At 69.5% G+C, this 17582-nt stretch carries 13 protein-coding genes; 2 read left to right on the top strand and 11 right to left on the bottom strand.

All coding sequences use genetic code 11. From position 1 onward, the window contains the following. Positions 1 to 37: 37 nt before the first annotated feature. From secF to ACJ7VY_RS07790, 6 genes are all read right to left on the bottom strand, one after another. Positions 38 to 1006, bottom strand: a complete 969-nt coding sequence (secF, locus tag ACJ7VY_RS07815) for a protein translocase subunit SecF (protein ID WP_104938719.1) — start codon at positions 1004 to 1006, stop codon at positions 38 to 40. A gap of 61 nt (positions 1007 to 1067) precedes the next feature. Continuing rightward, positions 1068 to 2909: a protein translocase subunit SecD gene (gene secD / locus ACJ7VY_RS07810; protein WP_104938718.1), complete on the bottom strand. Its 1842-nt coding sequence runs from the start codon at positions 2907 to 2909 to the stop codon at positions 1068 to 1070. 60 nt (positions 2910 to 2969) lie between these two features. Next, a complete protein-coding gene (gene yajC, locus ACJ7VY_RS07805) occupies positions 2970 to 3299 on the bottom strand; it encodes a preprotein translocase subunit YajC (RefSeq protein ID WP_104938717.1) in 330 nt (109 codons plus the stop codon). A 239-nt stretch (positions 3300 to 3538) separates the two neighbouring features. Next, positions 3539 to 4669, bottom strand: coding sequence for a tRNA guanosine(34) transglycosylase Tgt (tgt, locus tag ACJ7VY_RS07800; RefSeq protein WP_104938716.1), 1131 nt, complete (start codon positions 4667 to 4669; stop codon positions 3539 to 3541). A gap of 67 nt (positions 4670 to 4736) precedes the next feature. Beyond that, positions 4737 to 5771: a tRNA preQ1(34) S-adenosylmethionine ribosyltransferase-isomerase QueA gene (queA, locus tag ACJ7VY_RS07795; protein ID WP_104938715.1), complete on the bottom strand. Its 1035-nt coding sequence runs from the start codon at positions 5769 to 5771 to the stop codon at positions 4737 to 4739. A 102-nt stretch (positions 5772 to 5873) separates the two neighbouring features. After that, positions 5874 to 6305, bottom strand: coding sequence for an Lrp/AsnC family transcriptional regulator (locus tag ACJ7VY_RS07790; RefSeq protein ID WP_054665268.1), 432 nt, complete (start codon positions 6303 to 6305; stop codon positions 5874 to 5876). 116 nt (positions 6306 to 6421) lie between these two features. On the opposite strand from ACJ7VY_RS07790, the gene ACJ7VY_RS07785 reads away from it, so the two are divergent. Next, on the top strand, positions 6422 to 7918 hold the full coding sequence (locus ACJ7VY_RS07785) for an aminotransferase class III-fold pyridoxal phosphate-dependent enzyme (RefSeq protein WP_293758026.1): 1497 nt from the start codon (positions 6422 to 6424) through the stop codon (positions 7916 to 7918). A 374-nt stretch (positions 7919 to 8292) separates the two neighbouring features. On the opposite strand, the gene ACJ7VY_RS07780 is transcribed toward ACJ7VY_RS07785, so the two are convergent. The 4 genes from ACJ7VY_RS07780 to ACJ7VY_RS07765 form a co-directional block, all read right to left on the bottom strand. Further along, entirely contained in the window at positions 8293 to 9723 is a 1431-nt protein-coding gene (locus ACJ7VY_RS07780; RefSeq protein WP_409476720.1) for an efflux transporter outer membrane subunit, read from the bottom strand. Next, positions 9717 to 10454: an SDR family oxidoreductase gene (locus ACJ7VY_RS07775; RefSeq protein ID WP_293758022.1), complete on the bottom strand. Its 738-nt coding sequence runs from the start codon at positions 10452 to 10454 to the stop codon at positions 9717 to 9719. The genes ACJ7VY_RS07780 and ACJ7VY_RS07775 overlap by 7 nt, the downstream gene beginning before the upstream one ends. 63 nt (positions 10455 to 10517) lie before the next feature. Then, positions 10518 to 13688 (bottom strand): efflux RND transporter permease subunit, encoded by a 3171-nt coding sequence (locus ACJ7VY_RS07770; protein ID WP_409476719.1) that lies wholly within the window; start codon positions 13686 to 13688, stop codon positions 10518 to 10520. A 111-nt stretch (positions 13689 to 13799) separates the two neighbouring features. Beyond that, the gene (locus ACJ7VY_RS07765) at positions 13800 to 14960 is read right to left on the bottom strand and encodes an efflux RND transporter periplasmic adaptor subunit (RefSeq protein ID WP_409476797.1); all 1161 of its coding nucleotides are present in this window, start codon (positions 14958 to 14960) and stop codon (positions 13800 to 13802) included. Between the two features lie 620 nt (positions 14961 to 15580). On the opposite strand from ACJ7VY_RS07765, the gene ACJ7VY_RS07760 reads away from it, so the two are divergent. Continuing rightward, positions 15581 to 16603, top strand: a complete 1023-nt coding sequence (locus ACJ7VY_RS07760) for a LysR family transcriptional regulator (RefSeq protein ID WP_409476718.1) — start codon at positions 15581 to 15583, stop codon at positions 16601 to 16603. Between the two features lie 73 nt (positions 16604 to 16676). Here ACJ7VY_RS07760 and ACJ7VY_RS07755 read toward each other — a convergent pair whose 3' ends face one another. After that, positions 16677 to 17162: a hypothetical protein gene (locus ACJ7VY_RS07755; RefSeq protein WP_409476717.1), complete on the bottom strand. Its 486-nt coding sequence runs from the start codon at positions 17160 to 17162 to the stop codon at positions 16677 to 16679. Positions 17163 to 17582: the final 420 nt, after the last annotated feature.

The raw sequence follows: 17582 nt of genomic DNA, 5'->3' as shown, positions 1-17582 counted from the left end.
GGTGCGCGGCTCTTTCGCGGTCGGGAGGTGGCGGGCCTTACGGGCGGCGCGCCAGTTCCTCGACGTCCTTGGCCTTGGGCAGCAGGTCCTGCTTGGAGACCTTGAACGGCCCGATGCTGAGCAGCGGGACGGCCACGATGACCGACGACACCACCACGATCACCGCGCCGACCATGTGGGTCTCGGCCAGGCCTTCCATCGACTCGCCACCGTACAGGTACAGCGCCAGCGCCGACAGGAAGAACAGCACCGCGGTGATCACCGTGCGCGACAGCGTCTGGTTGATCGAGCGGTTCAGCACTTCCAGCGGCTCCACGCGCAGGCTGCGGAAGTTCTCGCGCACGCGGTCGAACACCACGATGATGTCGTTGATGGCAAAGCCCATCACCGACAGCATGCCGGCCAGCACGGTCAGGTCGAACTCGCGGCCGAGCAGCGACATGTAGGCCACGGTCAGGATCAGGTCGAAGAACGCGGTGATGCTGGCCACCATCGCGAACTTCCACTCGAAGCGCGCGGCGATGTAGATCAGGAAGCCGATCACCATGAACAGCGTCGCGTAGATGCCGTTCATCACCAGGTCCTTGCCGACCTGCGGGCCGACGAACTCGCCCGGCTGCGCGGTAGCGGCGTTGCCGGGCAGGCTGATCGCGGCGCGGACCTTCTCGGCGACCTTCTGCGCGGCGTCGGCGGCGTTGTTGTGCTCGCCATCGGGCGGCAGGCGGATCATCAGGTCGTTGCCGCCGCCCACGCTCTGCACCTGGGCGTTCTCGAAGCCGGCCGCGGCCAGGCGCTCGCGCACCGCTTCGGCGTCGACGCTCTTCTCGAAGTGGGTACGCACCACCGTGCCGCCGGTGAACTCCAGCGCGTAGTTGAAGCCCTTGAAGCCGATGATCGCCAGCGACACCAGCAGCAGCACCACCATCAACGCGAGCACCGGCCTGCGGTGGCGCATGAAGTCGATGTTGGTGTCGTTCGGGACGATGTGGAGCGGGAATAGTTTCATGCAGGGATTTTCCTTAAAAAACCCGCACACGCATGTGCGGGCTTTCGCGAAGGGATTCGCGTCAGATCGCCACGGACTGGAGCTTGTTGCGACGGCCGTAGATCAGCACCGCCAGCGCACGCGACACGGTGATCGCGGTGAACATCGAGGCGAAGATGCCGATGATCATGGTCAGCGCGAAGCCCTTCAGCGGACCGGTGCCGAACGCATACAGCGCCACGCCCACGATCAGGCCGGTGAGGTTGGCGTCGAGGATGGTGCCCGAGGCCTTCTCGTAACCGGCGGCGATGGCGGCCTTGCCCGGCATGCCCAGCCGCAGTTCCTCGCGGATGCGCTCGTTGATCAGCACGTTGGCGTCCACCGACAGGCCGACCGACAGCGCCAGGCCGGCGAAGCCCGGCAGGGTCATGGTCGCGCCGAACAGCGACATCACCGCCACCACGATCAGCAGGTTGAACAGCAGCGCCACCGAGGTGATCGCGCCGAACATGCGGTAGTAGATGGTGAAGAACACCAGGGTGAACACGAACGAGAACACCACCGCCTTGACGCCGCGGGCCACGTTCTCCGCGCCCAGGCTGGGGCCGATCACGTATTCCTCGACGAAGTCCATCGGCGCGGCCAGCGAACCGGCGCGCAGCAGCTTGGCCAGGCTGTCGGCCTCGGTCTTCTCCAGGCCGGTGGTGATGAAGTTCTTGCCCAGCGGGCTGTTGATGTTGGCCACGGAAATGACTTCTTCCTTGACCCGGAAGCTGCGCACTTCCTTGCCATCGACCATGGTCACCTGCGGAATGCGCTCGGTGTAGACCACGGCCATCGGCTTGTTCACGTTGACGCTGGTGACGTCGAACATGCGCTGGCCGCCGACGCTGTTGAGCGTGACCGCGACCGCCGGCAGGCCGTTCTGGTCGGTGGAGACCTCGGCCTTGACCATCTGGTCACCGGTGACGATGGTGCGCTTGTTCAGCAGCACCGGCATGCCACGGCGGTCGCGGTACAGGCGCGCTTCCGGCGGGATGCGGCCGCTGGTCATGGCGTCCTGCGCGTTGCCGTCCACCACCAGGCGATACTCCAGGGTGGCGGTGGCGCCGATCATGCGCTTGGCTTCTGCGGTGTCCTGCACGCCCGGCAGCTCGACCACGATGCGGTCGTCGCCCTGGCGCTGGATGATCGGCTCGGCCACGCCCAGCTCGTTGACGCGGTTGCGCAGGGTGGTCAGGTTCTGCTCGATGGCGCCGGAGGCGATCTGCAGCATCTCGGCCTGCGGCACGGTCACGGTGATGCGCTCGCCGCTGCCGGAGTAGGTCAGGGTCGGCTGCGCCTTGACCAGCGCGGCACGGGCCTTGTCGGCGTCGGCGGCATTGGCCAGTGTCACCTGGATGTCGCTCTCGCCGCGGCGCTCGACCGCGCGGTAGCCCACGCGGCTGTCGCGCAGCGTGGTGCGGATGTCCTCGGCGAACGCGTCGAAGCGCTTGTCCACCGCGGCCTTCTTGTCCACCTGCAGGGCGAAGTGCACGCCACCGACCAGGTCCAGGCCCAGCACCATCGGCTTGCCGCCGAGCCCGGCCAGCCAGTCCGGCACGGTCGAGGCCAGGTTCAGGGCGACGGTGTAGTTCTCGCCGGCCGTCTCGCGCAGCACGTCGTTGGCGCGGGTCTGGGCATCGAGCGAACCGAGGCGGACGATCAGGCTCTCGCCTTCCTTCTCCACCGACTTGGGCGTGACCCCGGCCTCGCCCAGCGCCGCGCTGACGCGCTGCTTGAGGGCATCGTCGATCTGCCCGCCGCGGTTGGCGGTGATCTGCACGGACGGGTCCTTCTGGTACACGTTGGGCAGCGCATACAGCGCGCTGACCGCCAGGACGACCAGGATCAGGAAGTACTTCCAGCGTGGGAATTCAAGCATTGCGGGTTCCTGCGCGACGCCGGTCCCGGCGCCGCGTCATGACGGAAGGGAAACTCGGGCTCAGGCCGCGGACTTCAGCGTGCCCTTGGGCAGCACGTTGCCGATGGCGCCCTTCTGCACGCGGATGCGGACGTTGTCGGCCACTTCGACGGTGATGAAGTTGTCGCCGATGTCGGTCACCACGCCGGCGATGCCGCCGTTGGTCAGCACCTCGTCGCCCCTGGCGATCTTCTCCAGCATCGCCTTGTGTTCCTTCTGGCGCTTCATCTGCGGGCGGATCATCAGGAAGTACATGACCGCGATCAGGGCGATCGGCAGCAGGAAAGTGCCCATGCCCGGGGCGGCCGGGGCGGCCTGGGCGACGGGAAGCAGGATAGCCATCGGGTTCATCGTGTGTCCTTAACTGTCGGGCGGTGCCTGCCGGGGCCGGCGCCGCGGAACGGATTCAAGCGTGGAAGTATGCCATAGAGGCGGGCCGGTCCAATTGCAAGGCGGGGCCTGCCGCTGACTGCCGCACGGCCCTACTCCCGGGCGCCCGTGTCGTGCCTGTCCGCCCGCCCTGCCCCTGCCTACCGCCTGCCGGCGCGGCCCGGCCCGGCGGCCACCCTGCTGTGGGGGCAGGAAAAACGCTACAGCGCCGGCGCGAGCGCCCCGCGCGCCGCATAGAAGGACTCGCGGAAGGCCAGGAAGGTTCCCGCCTCGATGGCCGCGCGCATGTCGGCCATCAGCTTCTCGTAGTAATAGAGGTTGTGCAGGGTACCGAGCATCGGCGCCAGCATCTCGTTGCAGCGGTCCAGGTGGCGCAGGTAGGCGCGGGTGTAGCCGCTGCTGCAGGCATGGCAGCCGCAGCCCGGCTCGATGGTGTCCATGTCGCGCTCGTAGCGGGCGTTGCGGATGCGCACCGTGCCGGTCGAGGTGAAGTAATGGCCGTTGCGCGCGTTGCGGGTCGGCATCACGCAGTCGAACATGTCCACGCCGCGGGCCACGCCCTCGACCAGGTCTTCGGGGCGGCCCACGCCCATCAGGTAGCGCGGGCGGTCGGCCGGCAGGATCGGGTGCATGTGCTCGAGCATGGCGTTGCGCTCGTGCTCGGGCTCGCCCACCGCCAGCCCGCCGATGGCATAGCCGTCGAAGCCGATCTGCTGCAGGCCTTCGGCCGAGCGGCTGCGCAGGTCGGGGTGCACGCCGCCCTGGACGATGCCGAACAGCGCCGCGTCGTTGCCCAGCGCGTCATGCGCATCGCGCGAGCGCCGCGCCCAGCGCAGGCTCAGTTCCATCGAGCGCCGCGCCACGTCCTCGGTGGCCGGGTACGGGGTGCATTCGTCGAAGATCATCACCACGTCCGAATCGAGCACCTTCTGGATCTTCATGCTCTCCTCCGGCCCCAGGAACACGCGGGCGCCATCGGTCGGCGAGGCGAAAGTGACGCCCTGCTCGGTGATCTTGCGGCGGTGCGCCAGCGAGAACACCTGGAAGCCGCCCGAGTCGGTCAGGATCGGTCCGTTCCAGCGGCAGAAGCCGTGCAGGCCGCCATGGTCGCCGATCACCTCCAGGCCCGGGCGCAGGTACAGGTGGAAGGTGTTGCCGAGGATGATCTCGGCGCCGAGCGCGCGGATCTGCTCGGGCAGCACGCCCTTCACCGAGCCGTAGGTGCCCACCGGCATGAACGCCGGGGTCTGCACGGTGCCGCGCGGGAAGCAAAGCTGGCCGCGGCGCGCGTTGCCGTCGGTGGCCTGGAGCGTGAACTGCAGTCTGGACATGGGTGTGCTTCGGTCGGTCTGCCGTCCATTGTCGCGGATCGGCGACGCTGGCGCAGGAAAGGCGGGATCAGGCATCGGGCTGCGGGAACAGCAGCATCGCGTCGCCGTAGCTGAAGAACCGGTAACGGCTGGCGATGGCGTGGGCGTAGGCGTCGAACACCCGCTGCCTGCCGGCGAACGCCGAGATCATCATCAACAGGGTGCTTTCGGGCAGGTGGAAGTTGGTGACCATCGCGTCCACGCTGCGGATGCGGTAGCCCGGGGTGATGAAGATCTGGGTTTCGCCGGCGAACGGCTGCAGCTCGCCCTCGCGCATCGCACTCTCCAGCGCCCGCACCACGGTGGTGCCGACCCCGATCACGCGACCGCCGGCGGCGCGGGTCCGCCGCACCTGCTGCACCAGCCCGGCACCGACATTGAGCCATTCGCGATGCATCACGTGTTGCGACAGGTCGTCCACCCGCACCGGCTGGAAGGTGCCGGCGCCCACGTGCAGGGTGATATGGCCGAACGCCACGCCGCGCGCACGCAGCCGCTGCAGCAGGGCGTCGTCGAAATGCAGGCCGGCGGTGGGCGCCGCCACCGCGCCAACCTCGCGCGCGAACACGGTCTGGTAGCGCTCGCGGTCGTCGGCGCCCGGCTCGCGCTGGATGTACGGCGGCAGCGGCAGCCGGCCGGCGTGCGCCAGCCAGGCTTCGAGCGGCTCGGGCAGGTCGAAGCGCAGCAGGTAGAACTCGCCGTCGCGGCCGAGCACCTCGGCCTCGCCACCGGCGTCGAGCTGGATGCGGCTGCCGGGCTTGGGCGACTTGCTGGCGCCGACCTGGGCACGGGCCTGCTGGCCACCGAGCAGGCGCTCGATCAGTATCTCCACCCGGCCACCGCTGGCCTTGTGTCCGAACAGCCGCGCCGGGATCACCCGGGTATCGTTGAACACCAGCAGGTCGCCGGGCTGCAGCAGCTCGGGCAGGTCGCGCACGTGGCGGTCGTCGTAGGCGGCCGGCGCCGGCGGCACCACCAGCAGGCGGCTGGCGGAGCGCTCGGCCAGCGGCGCCTGGGCGATCAGTTCCTCGGGCAGGTCGTAGTGGAAATCGGACTTCTTCAAGGCCGGAACATCGAACGGGGGAGCCGGCCATTGTACCGGGCGCGCGCCGCATACCCGCAGGTGCGGGGCTTGCCCCGCACCTGCGTGGACGCCCCGACTGCGTCAGCGCTCGAACTTGGTCGACAGGATGATGGCGCTGGTGGTGCGCTCGACCCCGTCGATCACGCCGATGGCGTCGGTGACCACGTCCATCTCGCCGACCCCGCCCACCACCACCATCGCCACCAGGTCATGGGCACCGCTGACCGAATGCAGGCTGCGCACCTCGGCGATCTCGCGCAGCGCCTTGACCACCGCCGGCATCTTGCGCGGCGACACGGTGATCAGCACGTGCGCGCGTACCTGGCCCTGCTCGTAATCCTCGTGGGTACGCACCGTGTAGCCGGCGATCACCCCCTGCTGCTCGAGCCGGTCGATGCGGCTCTGCACGGTGGTGCGCGACAGCCCGAGCCGGCGCGCGATCTGCGCGGTGGATGCGCGCGCGTCCTCGCGCAGCACGGACAACAGGCGTTCGTCGGCGGGGGAAATCTTCACATCGCGGCCCGGTTTCGTCGATTCGACGAAATTAACCCGATTTTCGACGGAATGACAGCTGCCATATGACCAGAATCTCCAGATAATGGCTATACAAGACCTTTCTGGAGATGAGCATGACCGTACTCGGCCCCCTCGCCGCGCTCCGCGCGCACGCCGGCGCCCGCCTGACCACGGGGCTGGACGATGCCGCCGTCGAACGCCTGGCCGCCGCCCATCCCGACCTGGTCGCGGCGATCGCCGCGGCTGCCAGCGAATACGCCCGCATCAAGGACGAGGCGGCCGACCTGCTGGACCTGGACGAGAAGGACCAGATCGCCGCGATGCAGTCCGGGTTCGTCAATTTCTACGCCGATGACGCGGTGGTGCCGTACATCGCGCTGGCCGCCTGCGGCCCGTGGGTGGTCTCGCTCAAGGGCGCGGTGCTGTACGACGCCGGCGGCTACGGCATGCTCGGCTTCGGCCACACCCCGCCCGAGGTGCTGGCCGCCGCGGCCAAGCCGCAGGTGATGGCCAACATCATGACCCCGAGCCTGTCCCAGCGCCGCTTCGTGCAGGCGCTGCGCAAGGAGATCGGCCACACCCGCGGCGGCTGCCCGTTCTCGCACTTCATGTGCCTGAACTCCGGCTCCGAGGCGGTCGGCCTGGCCGCGCGCATCGCCGACATCAATGCCAAGCTGCAGACCGACCCGGGCGCGCCGCACGCCGGCGCCACGATCAAGCGCGTGGTCATCAAGGGCAGCTTCCACGGCCGCACCGACCGCCCGGCGCTGTATTCGGACTCGACCCGCAAGACCTACGACCGCTTCCTGGCCAGCTACCGCGGCGAGGACAGCGTGATCGCGATCGCCCCGTACGACGAGGCGGCGCTGCGCAAGGTGTTCGACGACGCCAAGGCCCACAACTGGTTCATCGAAGCGGTGTTCCTGGAGCCGGTGATGGGTGAAGGCGACCCGGGCCGCGCGGTGCCGGTGAGCTTCTACAAGCTGGCCCGCGAACTGACCCGCGCCCACGGCAGCCTGTTGCTGATCGACTCGATCCAGGCCGCGCTGCGTGCCCACGGCACCCTGTCCTTCGTCGATTACCCGGGTTACGAGACCCTGGACCCGCCGGACATGGAGACCTACTCCAAGGCCCTGAACGGCGCGCAGTTCCCGCTGTCGGTGCTGGCCGTCACCGAACACGCCGCGCACCTGTACCGCAAGGGCGTGTATGGCAACACCATGACCACCAACCCGCGCGCGCTGGACGTGGCCTGCGCCACCCTGGCCCGGCTGACCCCGGAGGTACGCCGCAACATCCGCGAACGCGGCGAACAGGCGGTGCGCAAGCTCGAGGCGCTCAAGGCCAGGCTGGGCGGGCTGATCACCAAGGTCCAGGGCACCGGGCTGCTGTTCTCCTGCGAACTGGCCCCGCAGTTCAAGTGCTATGGCGCCAACTCCACCGAGGAATGGCTGCGCATGCACGGCGTCAACGTGATCCATGGCGGCGAGAACTCGCTGCGCTTCACCCCGCATTTCGGCATGGACGAAGCCGAGCTGGACCTGTTGGTGGACATGGTCGGCCGCGCCCTGGCCGAAGGCCCGCGCCGCGAGCAGGCCGACGCGGCCTGATTGCCGCAAGGGATGGAGAACGGAAAGAGGCGGCCACCTGGCCGCCTTTTTCCATATGGGGAAGGCCCATGCGGGGCGAGCCCCGCATCTACGGAAGCGCGAAGGCTGCAAGAGCCCACCCGTAGGTGCCGGGCTTGCCCGGCACGGCGCTCGGCCGACAAGACCTGCACGCCCCAGGCAGATGACAGACGGAAAGCGGAAAGAGGCGGCCACCTGGCCGCCTCTTTCCATATGGGGAAGGCCCATGCGGGGCGAGCCCCGCATCTACGAAAACGCGAAGGCTGCTGGAACCCACCCGTAGGTGCCGGGCTTGCCCGGCACGGCGCTCGGCCGGCAAGGCTTCATGCAGGCAAGCCGCGCATTTGCCGGGCGAGTCAACGCGCTTCGACCACCGCGACCGACGGTGCGGTGGCCGAGGCCTGGCCCCAGCCGCCGAGCGCCTTGTACACCGCCACCACGCTGACGTTGACCCCGGCCTCGGCGTCGGCCAGCGCATCGTCGGCCGCCAACTGGCTGCGCTGCGCGTCGAGCAGCGCCAGGAAATCGGCCGAGCCCTCGCGGTAACGGACCTGCGCCAGCGCCTGCGCGCGACGCGCGGCCTGGGCCTGTTCGGCCACGATCAGCAGTCGCGCCTGCTGCCTGGCGTAGCGTGCCAGCGCGTTCTCGGCATCCTCCAGCGCCAGCAGCACGGTCTTCTCGTACTCGGCCGCCGCGCCGTCGGCCTGGGCGCGGCTGGCGCGCAGCCGCGCGCGCACGCTGCCGACGTCGAACGCGCTCCAGCGCAGCGATGGCGCCAGCGACCAGGCCTTGTTGGCGCCATTGACCAGGCCGCCGGCATCGCCGCCGAGGAAACCAACGAAGCCGGTCAGCGACAGCCGCGGAAACAGGTCGGCGGTGGCCACGCCGACCCGCGCGGTGGCCGCGGCCAGGCGGCGCTCGGCGGCGCGCACGTCGGCGCGCCGCTGCAGCAGCACGGTGGTATCGCCCAGCGGCAGCGGGCGGGCGAACGCCTGGACCGGGCGCGGCTGCAACAGCGTATCCAGGGTGCCGGGGCGCTGCCCCAGCAGCACCGCCAGCCGGTGCCGTGACTGGGTCTGCGCCAGTTCCAGCAGTGGGATGTCGGCCTCGATCGCCTTCAGCCGCGCACGGCTGCTCTGCACGTCGAGTTCGCTGCCCGCGCCCAGGGTCCAGCGGGTCTCGGTCAGCGCCTGAGTGTCGCGCAGGTTGACCAGGGTCTGTTCGGCCACCGCGATGCGCCTCTGCGTACCGCGCAGCTCGAAGTAATTGCGCGCGACCTCGGCGGCCACCAGCACCTGTGCGTCGACCAGGTTGGCCCACTCCGCGTCCAGGTCGGCCCGCGCCGCTTCGGCGGCGCGGCGCTGACGTCCGAACAGGTCAAGCTCCCAGCCGGCATCGAAACCAAGCTGGTACTGCTCGCCGGACACGCGTGCGCCGCCCTGCGCCGGATCCGGTTGCCGATGGCGTTCCTGGCTGGCGGCCGCGGTGACGTGCGGCGCCTGGTCGAGCCGGCGCTCGACGAACACCGCCCGCGCCTGCTGCACGCGCGCCAGTGCCAGCGTGAGGTCGAGGTTGTCGGACAACGCCGCATGCATCAGCTGGGCGAGCACCGGATCATCGAACTGCGCCCACCAGCCCGCCACCGGCGACTGCGCGCTGTATACCGGTGCAGCGGCGCCGCGCAGCACCACCGGCGGCTGCGCCGGGGCGTGGTAATCCTGGCCGACACTGACGCAGCCGGCCAGCAGCAGGCCGGACAGCGCCGCGGCCAGTGCCGCCCTCACCATGGCAGCACCTGCCCGAGATGGGTGAAGCTGCCGCTCGGCCCGTCCGCGCCGAGCAGCGCCATCTGCACGCTGGAGCGCGCGCCGTCGGCGACGTCGATCTCGCCCTCGCCCGCGTTCATGTCGGTCCGCACGTAGCCCGGGTGCACGGTGTTGACCTTGATCGGCGTGCCGCGCAGCTCGTACGCCAGCGACAGGGTCCAGTTGTTCACCGCCGCCTTGGACGCGTTGTAGGCCGGCACCTTGAAGTCGTAGATGGGCGAGCCGGGATCGGCATGCAGCGCCTGCGAGCCGAGGATGCTCGACACGTTGACGATGCGCCCGGCCGTCGAGCGCCGCAGCAGCGGCAGGAACGCCTGGGTGACGGCCACCAGCGCATGCACGTTGGTGTCGAAGGTCCGGCGCCAGGTATCGAGCGGCTGCGCCGACGGTGGCAGCGACGGGTCTTCCAGCAGCACGCCGGCGTTGTTGACCAGGATGTCGAGCCGGCCGTGGTGCCGTTCGACCTCGCGCACCGCCGCGTCGATGCTGGCGGCATCGGTGACGTCCAGCTGCAGCGCCTCCACCGGCAGCCCTTCGGCCTGCAGTTGCAGTGCCAGCGCCTGCGCGGTGTCGCGCTGGCGGCCGGCGAGCAGCGTATGCACGCCGGCGCGGGCCAGCTGGCGCACCGTTTCCAGGCCGATGCCGCGGGTGGCGCCGGTGACCAGCGCGATCTTGTTGTGTTGGGTAGTCATGGATGCATGTCTCGGTTGGATGGGCCGTCGCCCGAGGATGTCAGGCGACGGCCGAAGGTCGGGTCAGTGGTGCAGGGTCGGTTCGCCATGCCGCACCAGCTGGCCGCCGCCGTTGCGGGTGACGAAGGTGCGCAGCGCGACGTAGAACACCGGGGTCAGGAACAGGCCGAACAGGGTCACCCCCAGCATGCCGGCGAACACGGTGATGCCGGTGACCGAGCGCACCTCGGCGCCCGCGCCATGCGACAGCACCAGCGGCACGGTGCCGGCGATGAAGGCGATGGAGGTCATCACGATCGGGCGCAGGCGCAGGCGGCACGCCTCCAGCGCGGCGTCGACGATGCGCTTGCCGCCCATTTCCAGCTCGCGGGCGAATTCGACGATCAGGATCGCGTTCTTGCACGCCAGGCCCATCAGCACCACCAGCCCGACCTGCACGAACACGTTGTTGTCGCCACCGCTCAGCCATACCCCGAACAGTGCCGACAGCAGCGTCATCGGCACGATCAGGATCACCGCCAGCGGCAGCGACCAGCTCTCGTACAGCGCGGCCAGCACCAGGAATGCGAGCAGGATCGCCACCGGGAACACGATGAAGGCGGCCTTGCCCTGGGTGGCCTGCTGGTAGCTCAGGTCGGTCCATTCGGTGGTCATGCCCACCGGCAGCACCTTGCCGGCGATCTCGGTCAGTCGGTTCATCGCCTCGGCCGAGGACAGCACGCGCGGGTCGGCCTCGCCGGCCAGGTCGGCGGCCGGGTAGCCGTTGAAGCGCAGCACCGGATCGGGGCCGTAGGTTTCCTTGATGGTCACCATCGAACCGATCGGCACCATCTCGCCACGGTCGTTGCGGGTACGCAGCCGGGCGATATCCTCCACGCTCTCGCGGAACGGGCCGTCGGCCTGGGCGATCACCTGCCAGGTGCGGCCGAACTGGTTGAAGTCGTTGACGTAGGCCGAGCCCAGGTAGGTCTGCAGGGTGTCGAACAGTTCGGTCAGCTGCACGCCCTGCGCCTTGGCCTTGACCCGGTCCACCTCCGCGTCCAGCTGCGGCACGTTGGCCTGGTAGCTGGTGATCGGGAAGGCCATGCCCGGGGTCTGCGCCACCGCGCCCTGCATCGCCTGCACCGCGTTCTGCAGCGCGCCGTAGCCCAGGTTGCCGCGGTCCTCGATGAACATCTGGTAGCCGTTGCCATTGCCCAGGCCCAGGATCGGCGGCGGCATCATCGAAAACGCGAAGCCTTCCTGCAGGCCGGCGATCTTCTGATTGATCTCGGCATTGATCTGCGCGGCGCTGCGGCCGTTGCGTTCGTTGAACGGCTTGAGCGGGATGAAGGCCACGCCGGTATTGGGGGTATTGGTGAACTGCAGCGCGTTCAGGCCCGGGAACGAGATGGTGTGGGCCACGCCGTCGGTTTCCTGGGCGACCTTCGCCACCTTGCGCAGCATGGCATCGGTACGCGCGATCGACGCGCCTTCCGGCAGCTTCACCCCGGCGATCAGGTACAGCTTGTCCTGGGTCGGGATGAAGCCCGGCGGCACCAGCTTGAAGATCACGCCGGTACCGACCAGCAGGATCGCGTAGACCACGAACACCGCGCCACGGCGGCCGAGGATGCGGGCCACGCCCCGCTCGTATTTCTCCGAGCTGGACCTGAAGAAGCGGTTGAACGGGCGGAACACCCAGCCGAACAGGCGTTCGATCAACCGGCTCGGGCCATCCTTCGGCGCGCCGTGGGGCTTGAGCAGCCGCGCGGCCAGGGCCGGCGACAGGGTCAGCGAATTGATCGCCGAGATCACCGTGGAAATGGCGATGGTCACCGCGAACTGCTTGTAGAACTGGCCGGTGACGCCGGACAGGAACGCCATCGGCACGAATACCGCGCACAGCACCAGGGCGATGGCGATGATCGGCCCGGACACTTCCTTCATCGCCTGGTGCGCGGCGGCGGTGGGCGACAGGCCCTCCTCGATGTTGCGCTCGACGTTCTCCACCACCACGATCGCGTCGTCGACCACGATGCCGATCGCCAGCACCAGGCCGAACAGGCTCAGCGTGTTGATCGAGAAGCCCAGCAGGTACAGCGCAGCGAACGTGCCCACTACCGACACCGGCACCGCGATCAGCGGGATGATCGAAGCGCGCCAGGTCTGCAGGAACAGGATCACCACCAGCACCACCAGCGCGATCGCCTCCAGCAGCGTGGACACCACCGCCTTGATCGAATCGCGCACGAAAATGGTGGTGTCGTACACCGCCTCGTACTTCACGTCGGCCGGAAAGGTCTTCTGCATGGCGTCCATGCTGGCGATGACCTGGTCGCGGATCTCCAGTGCGTTGGCGCCGGGCGCCTGGAAGATGCCGATGCCCACCGCGTTCTTGCCGTCCAGCTGCGAACGCAGGGTGTAGTCGCCGGCGCCCAGCTCCAGGCGGGCGACGTCGGACAGGCGCACGATCTCGCCGTCGCCGCCGCTCTTGAGCACGATGTCGCCGAACTCCTGCTCGCTCTTCAGCCGGCCCTGGGCGTTGATCAGGGTCAGGAAGCGGCTGTCCGGCAGCGGTTCGGCGCCGAGCTGGCCGGCCGAAACCTGCACGTTCTGTTCGCGCATCGCGCGCACCACGTCACTGGCGGTCAGGCCGCGCGAGGCCACCTTGCCCGGGTCCAGCCAGGCGCGCATGGCGTAGTCGCCGCCGCCGAAGACCTGCGCGTCGCCCACGCCGGGGATGCGCGCCAGCGCGTCCTTGACGTGCAGGCGCGCGTAGTTGCGCAGGTACAGGGTGTCGTACTTGCCGCCCGGCGAGGTCAGGTGCACCACCATCAGGAAGGTCGGCGACTGCTTCTGCGTGGTCACGCCCTGCCGGCGCACGTCCTCGGGCAGGCGCGCCTGCGCCTGCGCCACGCGGTTCTGCACCTTCACCGCGGCCGCATCCGGGTCGGTGCCCGGGCGGAAGGTGACGGTCATCTGCAGCACGCCATCCGAGCCGGCCACCGACTTCAGGTACATCATGCCCTCGACGCCGTTGATCGCCTCCTCCAGCGGGGTAGCGACGGTCTCGGCGATGACCTTGGGGTTGGCGCCCGGGTAGACCGTGCGCACCACCACCGACGGCGGCACCACTTCCGGGTATTCGCCGACCGGCAGGATCGGGATCGCGATCAGGCCGGCGGCGAAGATCACGATCGACAGCACCGCCGCGAAGATCGGCCTGTCGATGAAGAAACGGGAAAAATCCATCTGCGGAATCCTTGCAATGGCCGGGCGCCGGCATGCAGCCCGCCTGCCCCCGCCCATGCGGGCGAAGGCCAGGCGGCCGGCCGCCGGGCCGGCGTCAGGTTGAAACGGGGGTCAGTTCAGCGCGGTGGCGTCATGGCCCACGCCGGGCGCCGGCGTGGGCTGCATCGCCACTGCCCTGGCCTGCACCGGCATGCCTGGCATGAACACCTTCTGCACGCCATCGACGATCACCTTGTCGCCCGGCGCCAGCCCGGCCTCGACGATGCGCAGGCCCTCCGCGCTGCGCCCCAGCTGGACATCGCGGCGCTGCGCCTTGCCCTCCTTGTCGACCACGTACACGTACTTGCGGTCCTGGTCGGTCAGCACCGCCCGGTCGTCGATCAGCATGGCCTCGAACGCACCGCTGCCGAGCAGCCGCACGCGCGCGAACAAGCCCGGGGTGAACTGGCGGTCGCGGTTGTCCAGCAGCGCGCGCACGCGGATGGTGCCGGTGCTGCGGGTGACCTGGTTGTCGAGGAAATCCACCTTGCCCGCATGCGGGAAGCCCGCCTCGCCGCTCAGCGCCACCTTCACCGGCAGCGCCTGGTCGCGCTCGCTCGGACGCTCGCCACTGCGCGCCATCCGCGCGTAGCGCAGGAACGTGCCCTCGTCGGCGTCGAAGTACACGTGCACGGTGTCCAGCGACACCAGGGTGGTCAGCACGCTGGCGCTGTCGCCGGCGGTGACCAGGTTGCCGACGGTGACCATGGCGCGGCCGGCGCGGCCATCGATCGGCGCGCGCACCTTGGTGAACTCCAGGTTGAGGCGCGCCGCGTCCACCGCGGCCTGCGCCGCCTGCACCGCGGCGCCGGCCTGCTCGGCGGCGGCACGGCGTTGCTCGGCGGTCTCCGCGGCAATGGCCTGCTGCTCGGCCAGGCGGCGCGCGCGCTCGGACTCGCTGCGCGCCAACGCGGCCTGGGTGCGGGCGCGGGCGAGCTCGGCGCGGGCGCGGTCGTACTCGGCCTGGTAGCTGCGCGCGTCGATGGTGAACAGCACGTCGCCCTTCTTCACTTCCTGGCCTTCGGTGTAGTTGACCCTGTCGATGTAGCCGGACACGCGCGGGCGCAGTTCCACGCTCTGCACCGCTTCCACGCGGCCGCTGAATTCATCCCACTGGCTGACCTGCCTGACCAGCACCGGCGCCGCGCTGACTTCCGGCGCCGGCGGCGCACCGGCTTGCTGGGCGTGGCCGCCGCTGCACGCGGCGAGAACGGCGATGGCCAGCGCCGTCATGCCCGCCAGGGCAATGCGTCGCGGGGTCCGGGAGGGGCTGGAGATACCTTTCATGTCATGCATCCTGGAGGGGGAAGAGGGGCCGCTGGGTGGCAGGGAACGGGGCCGTTGCCGGGTGCGCGGGACAGTGTGCGCAGGCGCTGCTGACAGCGGCTGTCAGCAGCCGCCGATGGCGGCGCGGGAAACCCGGGGTGGCACGCGGCCTGCGCGCACGCACCCGGTTGCCGCCCATGCCGCCGCTCGTCAGCGGCATTTCCACTGTCCCGCTCACGGAAATTTTTCTCCCACTGGCGGGACAAACAGCCTTGCCAGGCGCCTGGCCAGCCGTCGCCGCAGCGGGTGCGGCGGTGCGACGGACGCCGCCGCGGGCACCGCGCGCAGCGCAGCGAAGTGCAGTGGATTCGAGCCGTTGTGCCGCCGCGGGCGGCGGTCGGCGGCGGCGAACGCCGGTACGCGGCGCGTTGGCCGGAAAGGAGAAAGGTGGCGCAGGCGCATGGCTGCCGGTCCGTTCGATGCGGAGGCGGCCACGTTACGCCCCTAATCCATACTTGATTAGTACGGATTGAAGGGAATAATCGTCCCGTCGCCGGCACAATCCCGTTGCCGCAGGAGCCCACCCCATGGCCCACGATCTCAACGACACCCTGATCTTCGTCAAGGTGGTCGAACAGGGCAGCTTCACCGCCGCCGCGCGCCTGTTGGGGCAACCCAAGACCACCGTCAGCCGCAAGGTGCAGGAGCTGGAAGAGCGGCTCGGCGCGCGCCTGCTGCACCGGACCACGCGCCGCCTCGGCCTGACCGAGGCCGGCACGGTCTACTACGAACACTGCCAGCGCATCGCGCGCGAGCTGGAACAGGCGCAGAGCGCGGTCAGCCAGTTGCAGTCCGGGCCGCGCGGCTGGCTGCGCTTCACCGTGCCGTACGCGGTCGGGGTCAACTGGATCGCCCCCCTGCTCGGCCAGTTCCAGGCGCAGTACCCGGAAATCCGCGTGGACATGCACCTGGGCAACGAGATGCTCGACCTGATCTCCGGCGAGACCGACCTGGCGCTGCGCGTCGGCCCGCTGCCCGACTCCAACCTGATCGCGCGCAAGCTCGGCAGCCTGCGCACCCAGGTATTCGCCAGCCCCGCCTACCTCCGGCGCCACGGCGAACCGCGGCATCCGGACGAACTGCAGCATCACCGCACGCTGGCGCTGCGCAAGCACCAGCAGGGCCAGAACAACCGTTTCGTCTGGTCGTTGGCCGAAGATGGCGGGCAGATGCGCGAGTTCCCGGTCAATCCGCTGATGGTGGCCAACGACACCGCCGCGTTGAATTCGATGCTGGTCGGTGGCGAAGGGCTGATGCTCAGCAGCGACGTGATGGCCAAGCCATTCATCGAGTCGGGCATGCTGCGCCGGGTACTGGCCGGGTGGACCGGCCCGGACTACGACTTCAGCGCGGTGTTCGCCGGCGGCGGCATGGTCTCGCCCAAGGTGCGCGCCTTCGTCGACTTCCTGGTGGAAAAGCTCAACCTCGACGCCAACTACATGCTGCTGCAGTGCCCCAACGCCAAGCACCTGGTCGAGCGCGAGCCGGCGTACTGCCAGCGCGGCCTGGAAGTGCCCGAGCTGCGTGTGCTGGAGGCGCTCAGCGCCTGAGCCGCGCACGCGTCGCGGGACGGAAACGGAAACGGCGGCCGATGGCCGCCGTTGTTGCCTGCGCCAATTGGCATCAGTTGCCGCGGCCGTAGGGCCACAGCGGCACCACCTGCACTTCCCTGCAGCCGTCGTAGCGGCTGCAGCTGCCGAAGTAACCGGGGCCGGAGTAGCGCTGGCGCGCATCGCGGTTGTACGGGCTGTTGTAGAAATCCGGGCGGTACAGATGGCCGGCGCCGTGGTAACGCAGCGGTGTCCGCGGCGCCGCGAACGGCTGCACGGCGGCGCTCGCCACGGCCGCGCCGTCGCCACCGGTCACATAGCCTTCCTGCGGGTCGTAGCGGACCATGCGGTAGTAAATGGTCTCCCCGTCCTGCCGGCGCGTGCGCAGCGCCTGCATCGCGCCGTCGGCGTACACGTACGGGCGGCCGTTCTCGAACACGACCTCGGAAGGATTGACCTGCTCCTCCTCCAGCGGTGGCTGCTGCGCCAGCGCGCTCCCCGCCATGGCCGCCAGCAGCAGCGCTGTCCCTGTCACGATCCTGATCCTGCCTGCGCGCATGTCGTTCCTCCCTGGTGGTTGCGCCGCGCCACTGCGGTGTGGGCGGGCCGGGCCAAGTATAGGCAGCGCGGGCGGCAGCCACACCCGCCCGAACACGGAAAGCCGACGCCGTTCGCCGCGCGGCCGTGCGCCCGTTCCCGACCCGCGCAGGCCCCAGCCAACCCGGCGAAGCCCCCCCGGCAGCCAGCGCGAAATAAATGACGCAAACGGCGCCGGTTCCGTGATTGCTCCCGTATGGGCGATGCATCCGCCCCTTTCCCCCGAACCGGAGTCCAGCGTGAACCACGATCCCTATGCCGCCCCCGCTGCCCCCGCCGCCCCCATCGCCGTCGCCGTCGCCAGCACCAGCGCCGTCGACATCGACACACTGGAAGTATCCGAGCGCTGGAAGCGCTATTTCGCGGGCATCCAGCGGTGTCC

Source organism: Stenotrophomonas sp. Y-13 (assembly GCF_046267925.1).
Lineage (GTDB): Bacteria > Pseudomonadota > Gammaproteobacteria > Xanthomonadales > Xanthomonadaceae > Stenotrophomonas > Stenotrophomonas acidaminiphila_A.
This window is presented reverse-complemented; position numbering and strand designations above follow the sequence as displayed.

What these genes read in the sequence shown, in the direction of transcription:
- secF (WP_104938719.1), bottom strand. Translation starts at nt 1,006, where the DNA reads ATGAAACTATTCCCGCTCCACATCGTCCCGAACGACACCAACATCGAC.
- secD (WP_104938718.1), bottom strand. Translation starts at nt 2,909, where the DNA reads ATGCTTGAATTCCCACGCTGGAAGTACTTCCTGATCCTGGTCGTCCTG.
- yajC (WP_104938717.1), bottom strand. Translation starts at nt 3,299, where the DNA reads ATGAACCCGATGGCTATCCTGCTTCCCGTCGCCCAGGCCGCCCCGGCC.
- tgt (WP_104938716.1), bottom strand. Translation starts at nt 4,669, where the DNA reads ATGTCCAGACTGCAGTTCACGCTCCAGGCCACCGACGGCAACGCGCGC.
- ACJ7VY_RS07785 (WP_293758026.1), top strand. Translation starts at nt 6,422, where the DNA reads ATGACCGTACTCGGCCCCCTCGCCGCGCTCCGCGCGCACGCCGGCGCC.
- ACJ7VY_RS07780 (WP_409476720.1), bottom strand. Translation starts at nt 9,723, where the DNA reads ATGGTGAGGGCGGCACTGGCCGCGGCGCTGTCCGGCCTGCTGCTGGCC.
- ACJ7VY_RS07775 (WP_293758022.1), bottom strand. Translation starts at nt 10,454, where the DNA reads ATGACTACCCAACACAACAAGATCGCGCTGGTCACCGGCGCCACCCGC.
- ACJ7VY_RS07770 (WP_409476719.1), bottom strand. Translation starts at nt 13,688, where the DNA reads ATGGATTTTTCCCGTTTCTTCATCGACAGGCCGATCTTCGCGGCGGTG.
- ACJ7VY_RS07765 (WP_409476797.1), bottom strand. Translation starts at nt 14,960, where the DNA reads ATGACGGCGCTGGCCATCGCCGTTCTCGCCGCGTGCAGCGGCGGCCAC.
- ACJ7VY_RS07760 (WP_409476718.1), top strand. Translation starts at nt 15,581, where the DNA reads ATGGCCCACGATCTCAACGACACCCTGATCTTCGTCAAGGTGGTCGAA.
- ACJ7VY_RS07755 (WP_409476717.1), bottom strand. Translation starts at nt 17,162, where the DNA reads ATGCGCGCAGGCAGGATCAGGATCGTGACAGGGACAGCGCTGCTGCTG.